This window comes from Hymenobacter monticola (genome assembly GCF_022811645.1).
Lineage (GTDB): Bacteria > Bacteroidota > Bacteroidia > Cytophagales > Hymenobacteraceae > Hymenobacter > Hymenobacter monticola.
This window is the reverse complement of record NZ_CP094534.1, coordinates 4,536,692-4,549,814: the sequence shown is the minus strand read 5'-3', so window position 1 is coordinate 4,549,814 and position 13,123 is coordinate 4,536,692. Positions and strand designations below refer to the sequence as shown.

General features: G+C 62.5%; 10 protein-coding genes. 7 read left to right on the top strand and 3 right to left on the bottom strand.

The features are described from left to right. The first annotated feature begins 131 nt into the window (after positions 1 to 131). The 6 genes from MTP16_RS25930 (at position 132) to MTP16_RS18925 (ending at position 7,642) form a co-directional block, all read left to right on the top strand. Positions 132 to 260, top strand: a complete 129-nt coding sequence (locus MTP16_RS25930) for a hypothetical protein (protein ID WP_262922644.1) — start codon at positions 132 to 134, stop codon at positions 258 to 260. Between the two features lie 188 nt (positions 261 to 448). After that, on the top strand, positions 449 to 2,548 hold the full coding sequence (dnaG, locus tag MTP16_RS18945; protein WP_243512858.1) for a DNA primase: 2,100 nt from the start codon (positions 449 to 451) through the stop codon (positions 2,546 to 2,548). Between the two features lie 214 nt (positions 2,549 to 2,762). Further along, positions 2,763 to 3,818: a potassium channel family protein gene (locus tag MTP16_RS18940; protein WP_243512857.1), complete on the top strand. Its 1,056-nt coding sequence runs from the start codon at positions 2,763 to 2,765 to the stop codon at positions 3,816 to 3,818. 110 nt (positions 3,819 to 3,928) lie between these two features. Then, positions 3,929 to 5,185 carry a glycosyltransferase family 4 protein gene (locus MTP16_RS18935; protein WP_243512856.1) on the top strand — a complete coding sequence of 419 codons (1,257 nt, stop codon included), beginning with the start codon at positions 3,929 to 3,931 and terminating at the stop codon, positions 5,183 to 5,185. After that, a complete protein-coding gene (locus MTP16_RS18930) occupies positions 5,182 to 6,351 on the top strand; it encodes a glycosyltransferase (protein ID WP_243512854.1) in 1,170 nt (389 codons plus the stop codon). Before MTP16_RS18935 ends, MTP16_RS18930 begins: the two co-directional genes overlap by 4 nt. Positions 6,352 to 6,415: 64 nt before the next feature. Then, positions 6,416 to 7,642, top strand: a complete 1,227-nt coding sequence (locus tag MTP16_RS18925) for a bifunctional 3,4-dihydroxy-2-butanone-4-phosphate synthase/GTP cyclohydrolase II (protein ID WP_243512853.1) — start codon at positions 6,416 to 6,418, stop codon at positions 7,640 to 7,642. A gap of 1,295 nt (positions 7,643 to 8,937) precedes the next feature. Here MTP16_RS18925 and MTP16_RS18920 read toward each other — a convergent pair. After that, positions 8,938 to 10,239: a competence/damage-inducible protein A gene (locus MTP16_RS18920; RefSeq protein WP_243512852.1), complete on the bottom strand. Its 1,302-nt coding sequence runs from the start codon at positions 10,237 to 10,239 to the stop codon at positions 8,938 to 8,940. Positions 10,240 to 10,351: 112 nt separating this feature from the next. Between MTP16_RS18920 and MTP16_RS18915 the strand changes: the two genes are divergently transcribed. Continuing rightward, positions 10,352 to 11,212, top strand: a complete 861-nt coding sequence (locus tag MTP16_RS18915; RefSeq protein ID WP_243512851.1) for a DUF4197 domain-containing protein — start codon at positions 10,352 to 10,354, stop codon at positions 11,210 to 11,212. A 154-nt stretch (positions 11,213 to 11,366) separates the two neighbouring features. Here MTP16_RS18915 and MTP16_RS18910 read toward each other — a convergent pair whose 3' ends face one another. After that, positions 11,367 to 11,726: a hypothetical protein gene (locus MTP16_RS18910; protein WP_243512850.1), complete on the bottom strand. Its 360-nt coding sequence runs from the start codon at positions 11,724 to 11,726 to the stop codon at positions 11,367 to 11,369. Positions 11,727 to 11,905: 179 nt separating this feature from the next. After that, positions 11,906 to 13,114: an adenine nucleotide alpha hydrolase family protein gene (locus tag MTP16_RS18905; RefSeq protein WP_243512849.1), complete on the bottom strand. Its 1,209-nt coding sequence runs from the start codon at positions 13,112 to 13,114 to the stop codon at positions 11,906 to 11,908. Positions 13,115 to 13,123: the final 9 nt, after the last annotated feature.

Sequence of the window (13,123 nt, the reverse complement as noted above, 5' to 3'; positions counted from 1 at the left end):
CATACTGTGCGGTAGTCTCCCGCCGCCACGGCACTTATTCTGGCTTCGGCCAAAATGAGCGAAGCCCGTGGTTGGCAGACCACGGGCTTCGAGAAGTGGGTGATTTGTTCTACTCCATAACTTGAAAACCCATGGAGAACAAACCAAACAGCGACGGTGATTACGTGGTAATCGTCGTCAGGCTCCCGGTGAAGCTGCTCGCGCAGTTTGGCCGGTGGCTGGTGTTAGCAGCCGCCACCTACGCGGTGCTGCAACACTAACCGTAGCCAGCAGGAGGGACGCAAGTCCTTCCTGCCTTGGGCTGTAACTGTACTCAGTCGCCGGAAGTTGCGCAAAGATGCGAAGTTTTCGGAAGAAGTGGCCGCTATAGCGCGAACTTTGTAGTTCGCGTCCCCGCGCCGGTTCAACGACCGACGTTCGGGGACGCGGACTACAAAGTCCGCGCTACATGGCCCGCATCCCCAAAGAATTAGTTGACCACATCATCCAGACCGCCGACATCGTGGAAGTCGTCGGCGACTTCGTGCAGCTCAAGCGCAAGGGCCAGAACCTGTGGGCCCCGTGCCCGTTCCACAACGAGAAGTCGCCCTCGTTCTCGGTAAACCCGGCCAAGTCGCTCTACAAGTGCTTCGGCTGCGGCAAGGCCGGCGGCGTGGTGCAGTTTGTGATGGACGTGGAAGGCACCAGCTACGTGGAGGCCCTCAAGTACCTGGCCCGCAAGTACGCCATCGAGATTCAGGAGGAGGAAAAGACGCCCCAGCAGCAGCTGGAGCAGAACGAGCGGGACTCGCAGTTCATCGTCTCGGACTTCGCCAAAAACCACTACCACCGCCTGCTGCTCAACTCCGAGGAGGGGATGAGTATCGGCTACGGCTACCTCAAGGAGCGCGGCCTCAACCTGAGTACCATCCAGACCTTCGAGCTCGGCTACTCGCTCGACAGCTGGGACGACCTAATGAAAGCCGCTGAAACCGCCGGATTCGACAAGAAATACCTCGAAAAAACCGGCCTCACCGTCATCCGCACCGACGACCAGGGCAAAGACACCGGCCGGCGCTACGACCGGTTTCGGGGCCGCGTGATGTTCCCGATTCACAACATCAGCGGCCGGGTGGTGGGCTTCGGGGCGCGCACCCTCAAGCGCGACGACAAGATGGCGAAGTATCTCAACTCGCCCGAGTCGGAGATTTACCACAAGTCCGACGTGCTGTACGGGCTGTTTCAGGCCCGGCAGGCCATTCGTACGCAAGAGGTTTGCTACCTGGTAGAAGGCTACCTGGACGTTTTGTCGTTGTATCAGGGCGGCATCAAAAACGTGGTGGCTTCGTCGGGTACCTCCCTTACGGAGGGCCAGATTCGGCTCATCAAGCGGTATTCCGACAATGTGACCGTACTCTATGACGGCGACGCGGCCGGCATCAAGGCCTCGCTGCGCGGCACGGACTTGCTGCTCGAAGGTGGCCTGAACGTGCGCGTGGTGCTCTTCCCCGACGGCGACGACCCCGACAGCTACATCCGCAAAGTGGGCGACCAGCGCTTCACCGAGTACATCGAAACCAAGAGCCAGGACTTCATCAGCTTCAAAACCACGCTCGTGGCCCGCGAGGCGTCCAACGACCCGGTGAAGAAGGCCGAGGCCATCCGCGACGTGCTGCACAGCATCGCCAAAGTGCCCGACGCCATCAAGCGTCAGGTGTTTTTGCAGCAAACCTCGGCCACCTTCGGCATCGACGAGCAGGTGCTCATCACCGAGTACAACAAGCTGGTGAAAACCGCCAGCCAGAAGGCCCCCGACGGCCGCAGCAGTGGCCAGAGCGACAACCGCGGCAACTACGGCCAGGGCGCCGGCAGCGCCAACACCGGCTTCCCACCCAGCAGCAACCCGCGCCCGGCTCCCGCGCCGCGGCCGATGACCGACGAGGAAGAAGCCGAAATGCTGATGTACGGCGGCGCCGAAGCGGCCGAGTCGCTGAGCAACTCGTTTGCTTCGGCTCCGGCCAAAGTCGCCGAGCAGGAGGCCATGCCCGACATGCTGCAGGTGTGCGAGCGGGAGGTGCTGCGCCTGTTGGTGCTCTACGCGGGCCGCGAAATTGACAACGAGCTGAGCGTGGCCGGCTACCTCATGGGTCAGCTCGGCGAGTACCCGCTCACGTTTCCGCTCTACGCCGAGATGTGGGAAATCTGCCGGCAGGAGCTGTTGGCCGGCCGCTTCCCCGATGCCCGCCAGTTGGCCCAGAACGAGCGCGAAGACATCCGCCAGCTCATCACCGACCTGGCCACCGAGCGCTACGAAATCAGCCCCAACTGGCGCACCAAGGAAATCTACGTCTTCAACGAAGTGGACCTGCCCCAGCTGGCCTGCGACAACGCCGTGCTGCGCCTCAACAAGGTGCACGTGCAGCGCGAGCTCGACCAGTGCCTCGAAAAACTCCGCCACCCGCTGGACGACGCCGAGATGTTCGAGATTCTGGGCGACATCAAGCGCCTCAAGGAGCTGGACAACGAGCTGGCTGGCCTCCTGGGTACGGTGGTGGGGCGCAGCGCCTAAGTCAATAACATCTGTCATTGCGAGGGCGCAGCCCGTGGCAATCCGTTCTGTTCTCAACGACTAGCTTTCTAACGTGAAAAAGCTTTTTTACGAACGAACCCCAGCGCTGTATAGCAACGAGGCTTTCTGGTGAAAGTGGCTGTCTGGTATTGGCAGGACGGATTGCTTCGGCTACGCCTCGCAATGACCGTTTCTTATTCTTCGATTAAATAACATGCTCCGCCGCCTCAACATCAACCGCCTGATTCTGGCCGTCACGCTCACCGGGCTGAGTCTGATTTTCGGCATGGCGGGCTTCATGGGCATCGAGCACTACCACCCCATCGATGCCTTTTACATGACCGTGACGACCATCGCCACGGTTGGCTTTGGCGAAATTCATCCGTTTTCGCTGGCCGGGCGGCTATTCGTGTCGGTCTATATCCTCTACAACCTGGTGGTGGTGGCCTACCTGGTGTCGGTTTTCTCTTCCTTTATCTTTGACGGCGAGCTGCGCAAAATTTACAAAATGATTCGAACCGACCAGGAAATCCGGCGCTTCAGCGGGCACGTCATCGTGTGCGGATTCGGCCGCAACGGCCGCCGCGCCTACCAGGAGCTGGTGGCCAACGGCGTGCGCGTGGTCGTCATCGAAATGAACCAGGAACTGATGAAAAGCCACGCCGAAGGCGACGGCGACGAAGATTACAACGGCGACGGCGCGCCCGGCGGCAACATCTACAGCGTGTTTGGCGACGCCACGGCCGACCGCGTGCTCAAGCAGGCCGGCGTGGAGCGGGCCTCCTCGCTCATCACGGCCTTGCCCAAGGACGCCGACAACGTGTTCGTGGCCCTTTCGGCCCGCGCCCTCAACCCGCGCCTGCGCATCATCGCCCGCGCCTCCCAAAAAACCTCCGAAAGCAAGCTGCTCTCGGCCGGGGCCGACTCGGTGGTGATGCCGGACGAAATCGGCGGCTCGCACATGGCCAATCTGGTGGTGCGCCCCGAAGTCATCCGCTTTCTCGACCTGATTTCGGGCCTGAGCGCCGACAAACTGCGGCTCGAAGAAATGAACTTTGACCAATTGCGCAAGGACTTGCACGGCCGCAGCATCCGGGAGCTCAACGTGCGTTCCATCACCGGCGCCACCATCATTGGCCTGCGCCAGGCCGCCGGCTCCCTGCTCGTGAGCCCGCCCGTCGACTACGTGCTGGCCCCCGGCGACGTGCTGTTGGTGCTCGGCAGCGAAGAGCAGATTGAAACCTTCGAAGTGCGCTTCCGACAACTGTAGAACAGTACCCCGAAGCTGTGCTTCGGCCCGCGTAGGGATTGTCAAACGGACCGAAGCACAGCTTCGGGGTACTCGTTCTGCTGCCTCAGCGCACTACCTTTACGGGCCCCATGCATATTCTGCAACTCTGTCCGCGCGTCCCATACCCGCCCCACGATGGCGGGGCCATTGCCATGTACGACGTGGCGGCCGGCCTCGTGCGAGCCGGGCACCGCGTCACGCTGCTGGCCATCAACACGCCCAAGCACCGCCAGCCCGCCGATGCCCTGGCGCACCTGGGACCCAGCCTGCGGCTGGTGCTGGTAGACGTGAATACGGACTTATCGCCGGTAAAAGCGCTGAAAAACCTGCTTTTCAGCCGCCAGCCTTATAACGTGGAACGGTTCATGAGTACGGCCGTCGGCGAGAAGCTGCTGGAGATTCTGCGCACCGATAAAGTGGACGTGGTGCAGCTGGAAGGCACTTTTGTGGCCTGGTACGCAGAACTGCTGGGCCGCCAGCACCGCCAGGATTTCCGGGTGCCGCCGCTGGTGCTGCGCGCGCACAACGTGGAGTATACCATCTGGCAGATGCTAGCCGGCCGCGAGACCAACCCGCTCAAACGCCGGTTTTTGAAAACAATGGCCGACCGGCTGGAGAAATTTGAGCGCCGCCACTTGCGGCAATTCGACGCCATCGCGGCCATCACGGAGGCCGATGCTGACCGCCTGCGAGCCCTGCACTGCCCCGAACCCATCGTCTTTATTCCCGCCGGTGCCGACCTGGCCCGCTTGCAAGCCAACCCGGCCCTTGCACCCCAGCCGCGCACGCTATTCATGATTGGCTCGCTCGACTGGCTGCCCAATCAGGAAGGGGTGGAATGGCTGCTGCGCGAGGTGTGGCCCGCTTTTCACGCTGAATTTCCGGATGTGGAGCTGCACATTGCCGGTCGGAATGCCCCGGCGCACTTGTTGAACCTGAAGGCCGACAACGTCATTGTGCACGGCTTCGTGGAGTCGGCCCCGGCTTTTATGCAGGAGCATGGGCTGATGCTGGTGCCTCTGTTGAGCGGCGGCGGCATGCGGGTCAAAATCATTGAGGGCATGGCCGTGGGTAAAGCCATTCTTAGCACCCGGCTGGGCGCCGAGGGCATTGCCGTGCGCGATGGCCACGACATCATCGTGCGCGACTCTCCGGCCGAATGGCTTGCTTTCCTGCGCACCTGGGCCCGGGGCGAGGTGCCCGTGCAGGAAATCGGGGCCAACGCCGCCCACACTGCCACCGAAGTTTATGACAACCGCCGCGTAGTACAGCGCTTCGTGGATTTATACGAGCAGCTGCTCCTGCCCGCGCCGGCCGGCACGCCCGCCCATTCGTCGCCCGCATGAAGCTGCTTGTGCTCCTCTCGCGCTTCCCCTATCCGCTCGACAAGGGCGACAAGCTGCGCGCCTTTCACCAACTGAAGTACCTGGCCCAGCGCCACGAAATCTGCCTCTTCACGGTGTCCGATGAGGCCGTGACGCCCGAAGCCGACGCGGCCGTGCGGCCCCTGTGCCGCGGCGGGCTGCATGTGCACCGCCTGTACCGCCCCGGCATTGCGGCCAACATGGCGCGGGCGCTGGCCACCGGCCGGCCGCTGCAAGTGGGCTATTTCTACGACGCCGCGGCGCAAAAGCGGGTCGACGAGCTGCTGCGCACCTTCCGGCCCGCCCACGTGTACTGCCAGCTCATTCGCATGGCCGAGTACCTGCGGTCACACGCCGGGCGCGTGCCGATGACGCTCGATTACATGGACGTGTTTTCGGCCGGCGTGGCGCGGCGGGCCACGCAGGCCCCGCTCTGGCAGCGTCCCGTGATGGCGCTGGAAGCCCGCCGCCTGCTGGCCTACGAGGCCGCGGCCTTCGATTGGTTTCAACACCACACCATCATCAGCGACCAGGACCGGCAGCTCATTCAACACCCGCGCCGCCAGGAAATCCGGGTGGTACTCAACGGCATCGACGCCGAGCGGTTTCGGCCCATGCCCGAGGTGGCCAAGGAATATGAGGTGCTGTTTTCGGGCAACATGAGCTACCACCCCAACGTGGACGCTGCGGCCTTCCTGGCCGAGGAAATCATGCCGCTGGTGCGCGCCCGCCACCCCGAAGCGCGCCTGCTGGTGGCCGGCACCACGCCCGCGCCGCGCGTGCAGGCGCTGGCCTCGGCCCACGTGGTGGTTAGCGGCTGGGTGCCCGATATTCGGGCGGCGTACGCCTCGGCGCGGGTATTTGTGGCGCCTATGCGCGTGGGCACAGGCCTCCAGAACAAGCTGCTGGAGGCCATGGCCATGCACTTGCCCTGCGTGACCACGCCGTTGGCCAACAACGCGTTGGGTGGCACCAGCGGCCAGGAGCTGTGCGTGGCCGAAACGGCCGAGGCCATTGCCAACGACATCGTCGGCCTACTCGATACCCCAGCTGCCGCCGATGCCATGGCCGCCCGGGGGCAGGATTTTGTGAAGGCCCGCTACACCTGGGCCGGCGCCACGGCGCAGCTGGAGGCACTGTTCGGGTAGGGCGGCGCTGCGCGGGCTAACTTTGCGGGCGCCGCCGTTGTTATGGCCCGAAATACCCCATCCCATGCTTGATACCATCGAATCCGCCATCGAAGACATTCGCGCTGGCAAAGTCGTCATCGTTGTCGATGACGAGGACCGTGAGAACGAGGGCGACTTCATTTGCGCCGCTCGCTCGGCCACGCCCGAAGTCATCAATTTTATGGCCACCCACGGCCGCGGGCTGGTGTGCGCTTCGCTGCCCGAGGCCCGCTGCGAAGAGCTGGGCCTCGACCTGATGGTGGGCACCAACACGGCCCTGCACGCCACGCCGTTCACGGTGTCGGTCGATTTGCTGAAGAACGGCGTGACCACCGGCATCTCGGCTTCCGACCGCAGCAAGACCATTCTGGCCCTCATCGACCCCGCCACCAAGCCCGAGGAGCTGGGAAAGCCCGGCCACATTTTCCCGCTCAAGGCCCGCAAGGAAGGCGTGCTGCGCCGCGCCGGCCACACCGAGGCGGCCGTGGACCTGGCCCGGCTGGCCGGGTTTGAGCCCGCCGGCGTGCTGGTCGAAATTCTGAAGGAAGACGGCGAGATGGCCCGCCTGCCCGACCTGGAGCTGGTGGCCAAAAAGTGGGACCTAAAGCTGGTGTCGGTGCAGGACCTCATCAAGTACCGCCTGGCCACGGAAAGCCTCATCACCCGCGAAATCTCGGTGAAGATGCCCACCGAGCACGGCGACTTCGACCTCTACGCCTTTACCCAGAACTCGAACGGCGCTAAGCACTTGGCCTTGGTGAAGGGCGACATCAGCGGGCCCGAGCCGGTGCTGGTGCGCGTGCACAGCTCCTGCGTGACCGGCGACATCTTCGGCTCGTGCCGCTGCGACTGCGGCCCGCAGCTACATCAGGCCATGCGCGAAATTGAGCGTGAAGGCCGCGGCGTGATTGTGTACATGAACCAGGAGGGGCGCGGCATTGGCTTGCTCAACAAGCTGAAGGCCTACAAGCTGCAGGAGCAGGGCCGCGACACGGTGCAGGCCAACGAGGACCTGGGCTACAAGGCCGACGAGCGCGACTACGGCGTGGGCGCCAGCATCCTGCGCGACCTGGGTATCCGCCAGATGCGCCTGCTCACCAACAACCCCCGCAAGCGCACCGGCCTCATCGGCTACGGCCTGGAAATAGTGGAAACGCTACCCATCGAAATCCACGCCAACCCCCACAACGAAACCTACTTGGCCACCAAGCGCGACAAGATGGGCCACGAAATCATGCGTGTGGCCGCGGCCGATGCGCCGGCGGCGTAACCGCCCCACGATTTACTGAAAAAGGCCGGCCGCCAAGCCGGCCTTTTTTTTGTGCCCGGCCGGGGCAGGCAACAAGTCGTCTGGAAGCGTCGCGAAGTGGTATGGAAAGCGGGCGAAGTTGTCCTAATGCGCTGCTAAGCCCTCAGTCGCTGCTGAAGAACCAAGGCTACAAAGCGGCCCGGGCGCTGCTGGATGCGGGCGGCGGCAAGGCGAAGAAGGCGGGGAAGCAAGCTACACGCGGCATCGTTGAAAAAGCCCCCGACTGGCATGTGTCAGTCGGGGGCTTTTTCAACGGGGTAACGCTCCCATTCTAAGTTTACAAAACTCATTGCCTCGGCGCGTTTCGTAAACGTTGAATCGTAGACTTATTTCCTGGACTCGCCAGGTGTTGCAATAGCTTGTGGGGCACGTCTTTTGACTCTCTGCCGGTAGTTTAGTAAGCCGAGCGTTTCTTTCGGATTCCATAGGGCCGGCTCGTCTATTGTTCCCAACAGGCCCTGTGGGGCTGCACATTATACCACCTGCCTCCGATGCGCCAGGACCATAAAAGTAGTATGTGTCGATTGACGCTTGTAATCAGCGTGTTGCTGCTTTTGTGTGCGACAAAAGGGCCGTGCCAAAGCCCTTACATCCGCTCTTTTCCTTTTCATTTGGACGAACGGATTATACACTCCTTCCGAGACAGCCTAAAGCGAGAAAGACGGAGCGACCGGTTCGTTACTTTTCTAACGCACCAGCGCGAACAGGACATCACCTATTTCATCTGGGCGGAAAACAACCAACTGCGGGTCGTGCAAGTAACGGACTCGACCGTTTCCACGCCCTTGCCCTGCCCGCAGCTCCGTTTTTTATGGGCCCTAGACTTGCCCCGTCTGGCGGTTCGGCAGGCCGAAGACCGGCTCCGGTTCATGCCCCCACTCAACCCGAAGTCCACCAACAGCGCCTTGGTTGAAACGGCCGGCCGTCGGTACTTGATTCAACAGGGCAATAGCGCCAACTACGTGTTGGACAGAACCAAAGACCAAGCACGGGCGGCTTTTTTTCGACAGCTGGTCGAGGGCTTAGCCCCCTTGCAAGGGCACTGGCACGTGGCCCGCGCGTACGAGCGTCTACCCAAGGAATAGCCCTTAGCCCTGCTGGGTTTAGCCAAAGGCGCCCCGTTGTAGCCGAAGGTCCGAAACGGTACCGCGCCGCGAGGAAAGCCGCCACCCCGTAAATAGCCGTCTAGCAAAACGGTGGTTTAAGTATGCTATATACCGTTCAAATGTTGTAGGTGACTGTTCAGGATAAACGATTTAAACGCCCGCCAGCTGCTGCCGCAGCAGCGTGAGCACCTGCTGCGCGGCGTATTCCGTGTTCAGGGCCCGGCCGCGGTCCAGCACGTATTCGCGGCTGATGGTTTGGGTGGCGTCGGCGTAGGCCAGGCACACGGTGCCTACTTTCTTGGTTTCGGTGGCGCCGCCGGGGCCGGCGATGCCGCTCGTGGCCACGGCCACGTCCACGCCCAGGCGGCGACGGGCGCCTTCGGCCATTTCGCGCACGGTGGCCTCGCTCACGGCGCCGTACTGGGCCAGCGTTTCGGATTTAACCCCCAATTCTTCCTGCTTGATGTCGTTGTGGTAGGCCACGATGCCGCCGCGGAAGTAGCCCGAGCTGCCCGGCACGCTGGTGAGGCGCTGGGCCACCAGGCCGCCGGTGCAGCTTTCGGCCGTGCCCACCGTGAGGCCCTTGGCAAGCAGCAGCTGGCCGATGGCGGCTTCGAGGGTGGTTTCTTCCTCGGCAAAAATGTACTCGCCGATGCGCGCGCGCAGGGCCGGCAGCAGGGCCAGCATGCGGCCGCGCAGGTCGGGCTGGCCGTCGGCGGTGCCGGTGAGGCGCAGGCGCACGGCCCCGAAGCTCGGCAGGTAGGCCAGCTTCACGTTGGTGGGCAAGGCGTCTTCCCAATCCTCGATTTGCTTGGCCAGGAAGCTCTCGCCCAGGCCGGCCGTCATGACGACGACGTGCTCGATGGGCGCGATGTGAAACTGGCTTTGCAGGCGCGGCAGCACGTGGTCGGTCATCAGGCGCTTCATTTCGAAGGGCACGCCGGGCATGCTCACGAAGATGGTGCCCTGGTCCTCGAACCACATGCCGGGCGCGGTGCCCACGGCGTTGTGCAGCACCTCGCAGTTGGCGGGCACCAGCGCCTGCTGGCGGTTCACGTCGAGCATGGGCCGCTGGAAGCGCTTGAAAATTTCTTCCACGTGATGCAGCGTGGGTTCGTGCATCACCAGCTCGGTGCCAAAGTAGCGCGCCAGCACGTGCTTGGTGAGGTCGTCCTTGGTAGGGCCGAGGCCGCCGGTGATGAGTACCACCTGGGCCCGCTGCCGGGCCTGGTCGAGGGCGGCCACGATTTCATCGGCCCGGTCCGACACCGACGAAATCTGCCGCACCCGCAAACCTATTTTGCCCAGCTCCTGGCCCATAAAGGCCGAGTTGGTGTCCACCACTTGTCCGTAAAGCAGCTCGTCGCCAATGGTCATAATCTCGACATCGGGCGGCGCGGCGGGCGTGATGGGAGCGGCTGAAAAGGCGGAAATAGGGGTGGGGGCGGGCATGGGTTTGTCGAAAAAATAGGTTTGGCCGCAAAATTGTCTTCAACTTGCGCAAGCGACGGCCCAAGGACAGCCATAGGGGCGTTCTGGTTTTCCCGCCGCGTCAGTTTATTCCATGTTTACGCGCATTGCCGGTCCTTTGCTGGTAGTTGGCCTGCTGGCCGCAGCTCCCGCCGCCCAGGCTCAGACCAAAACCACTACCAAAAAAACCACGACCACCAAAACCACCCAGACCGCCGCCCAAAAAGCCGCTGCGGCCAAAGCAGCAGCCGCCAAAACAGCCGCTGCCAAAGCCGCCGCCGATAAGGCCGCGGCCGCCAAAGCCGCTGCGGCTGCGGCCGCCGCTACTCCGGCCCCAGCCCCCCTCACCGAAGCACAAGCCAGCGCCGGCGTGAAGGAGGCGCTCAACAAAGGCATTATCAAGGCGGTGCAGTTTGCTTCGGAGCCCGACGGCTTCAATGCCAACGACGACATCCACATCCCCACGCCGCCCGACCTCGACCTGGTGAAGGGCACCATTGGCCGCCTGCCCGGCATGACCAAGCTGTTTGAAACGTTCGAAACCCAGCTCAACCGCGCCGCCGAGGCCGCCGCACCTAAAGCCAAGGACATTTTCCTGAATGCCCTGTCGAACATGAGCTTCACCGACGCCCTGTCGCTGGTGACGAGCAGCCAAACCGACGCCGCCACGCAGTTCCTGCGCAAGTCGACGCAAGCGCAGCTCGTGTCGGCCTTCCACCCCGACATCGAGGCTGCCATCGACCAAGTGGGCGCCGGCCGGGCTTACGCCACCATCACCAACACCTATAACAAAATCCCGCTGCAGCAGCCCGTCACCCTCAGCCTGGCCGACTACACCACCCAAAAAGCGGTAGATGGTCTGTTCATCCTGCTGGCCAACGAGGAAGCCAAAATCCGCAAAAACCCCGCCGCCCGCACCAGCGACATCCTGAAATCGGTGTTCGGCCGGAAGTAGAGGCTGCATGGCCTTGTTTGCTAATTATCAGTTGACTATATCGCAAAAAAGGCCCCGTCTGGAATTTCCAGACGGGGCCTTGTTATGTGTTTAAGAGGGATGGTTTGGTGTCTGGCTACTGGAGCCCCAATACCTGACACCGAGCACCAAGGGTCTAGTAGTCGTCGTCTTCGAAGCTGCTGCGCCGGCCGCCACGGCCGCTGCTGTAGCCTTCGTCCTCGTCATCTTCGTCGCCAAAATCGTCATCATCGTCATCGTCGAGGCTGGTGAAGCCGCCGCGGTCGGAGTTTTCGGCCCGTTCGGCTTCAACAAATTCCTCTTCCGTCATGTTGGCCAAATCCAGGGCTTCGTCGTGCGAGGAGCCCGTGTCGGTCCACATCAGGTAGTCGGCATATTTGGCCGAGAGGCGGTCTTCGGTGTTGCCAAGGGCAGCGGCGCCGCCTTTTTTGGCATAGGAGTCCAGGGTATCGTCGTCGTCGAGCAAGTCGTCGTCCAGGTCGTCGTCATCTATCATGGCCGGGGCGGGAAGAGGGTGAGGTGAGAAATGGTGCCGAAACAGTGGCGGCGAAGATACGTCAGCCGCACTTTTTCGGTTGACGTCAAGCCACAATTTTGCTGCAAAAATCTAACCTGAAGCCTAGCTCAGGGCCCTTTTTGCGCTTTTGTTTTCGGTAGCTCAGCTCCTTGCCGCCCTTAGGTTCCGCAGTTGAAATACTTGTCGTAGGCCGATTCCGGAATCAGGTTGAGCCGGCTCATCAGCTTGATGGGCCAACGGAACAAGCGAAGCAGGGCGTAGCTGTTCGGGTAGTCGTGAAAGGTCTTCGGCGGCGCCGCCACAATCTGGTCAAATTCAGCTCGGCTAAGCCCCAAGCGCTTGATGCACAAAGATATAACCGTTTCATCCTCAATGGAATTGATGCGCGAGATGCGGTCCAGGGCCACTTCGCGGCTCATTTGCCCAGAGCGCACCAGCGCCGAGTAGTTGAACAGCCGCCGGTCGATGTTGAACTTGACGCGGTTGAGGTAGTAGATGAGGCTTTGGTAGAGGTCGTCGGCGTAGTGGGCGCCGGGGCTTTTCCAGGCCAGCTCGCGCACCAGCAGCTCGTCCACCTCCGTGCGCACGTAGTCGAGGTGGTAGAGCAGCGTCACGGTTTTAATGCGGCGCAGGAAGGCGTAGTAAAACATTTCCTTCACGCCCAGATTAAAGCCCGGGTCGGCCGGCTTCCAAGGGCGCAGGGGCACGGTGCCGAACTGCTTGTGCACGGCGCGCAGGTAGCGGCCGTCCAGAAAATTCCAGCTCAGCGGCGCAATGCCTTCGGTGCGAAACGACTGGCCGATAACCAAGTGCTGCACGCCTTCCTTGGCCGCCACGCCGTAGAGGGCCGTGGCGATGCCCAGGTCGGTACCTTCCTCCATGTCGGGCACGGAGGCCTTCAGGAACGCAATTTTCAGGTCTTTCGACTCGCGCCAGTCCGAGGTGATGGTGCGCAGCTCCACACCCAGGCGCTGGCAGGCGCGCACCATGTTTTCGCCGGCCACGGGGTTGCCAAAGCCGTCGTTGAAGTGCACGGCCAGCGGGCGCAGCTTGAGCTGCGTGACGCAGTACCACAGGGTGTAGGAGCTGTCGCGGCCACCGCTTACGCCCAGCACGCAATCGTAGCGCCGGCCGCGGCCGGCACGGCGCATCTCGTCGGCCAGCCGATGTACGGTTTTCAGGCCGGCCTCACCCGTCGGGAAGGCCTGCTCCATGCGGTCGTGCACGTCGCAGAACGAACAGGTTCCCGCTTCGTTGAAGGTGATGCCGGGCACGGTGGTATCCATCACGCAGCGCGTGCACCGTTGGTGGTCATGCGGTTGCGAGGCCAAAACGGGGTCTTCGGCAGGATGTACTTGTGTAAGCAAAGGGAAGGA

Excerpts from the sequence above, each read along its gene's own strand:
- MTP16_RS25930 (WP_262922644.1), top strand. The coding sequence starts at position 132 with ATGGAGAACAAACCAAACAGCGACGGTGATTACGTGGTAATCGTCGTC.
- dnaG (WP_243512858.1), top strand. The coding sequence starts at position 449 with ATGGCCCGCATCCCCAAAGAATTAGTTGACCACATCATCCAGACCGCC.
- MTP16_RS18940 (WP_243512857.1), top strand. The coding sequence starts at position 2,763 with ATGCTCCGCCGCCTCAACATCAACCGCCTGATTCTGGCCGTCACGCTC.
- MTP16_RS18935 (WP_243512856.1), top strand. The coding sequence starts at position 3,929 with ATGCATATTCTGCAACTCTGTCCGCGCGTCCCATACCCGCCCCACGAT.
- MTP16_RS18930 (WP_243512854.1), top strand. The coding sequence starts at position 5,182 with ATGAAGCTGCTTGTGCTCCTCTCGCGCTTCCCCTATCCGCTCGACAAG.
- MTP16_RS18925 (WP_243512853.1), top strand. The coding sequence starts at position 6,416 with ATGCTTGATACCATCGAATCCGCCATCGAAGACATTCGCGCTGGCAAA.
- MTP16_RS18920 (WP_243512852.1), bottom strand. The coding sequence starts at position 10,239 with ATGCCCGCCCCCACCCCTATTTCCGCCTTTTCAGCCGCTCCCATCACG.
- MTP16_RS18915 (WP_243512851.1), top strand. The coding sequence starts at position 10,352 with ATGTTTACGCGCATTGCCGGTCCTTTGCTGGTAGTTGGCCTGCTGGCC.
- MTP16_RS18910 (WP_243512850.1), bottom strand. The coding sequence starts at position 11,726 with ATGATAGATGACGACGACCTGGACGACGACTTGCTCGACGACGACGAT.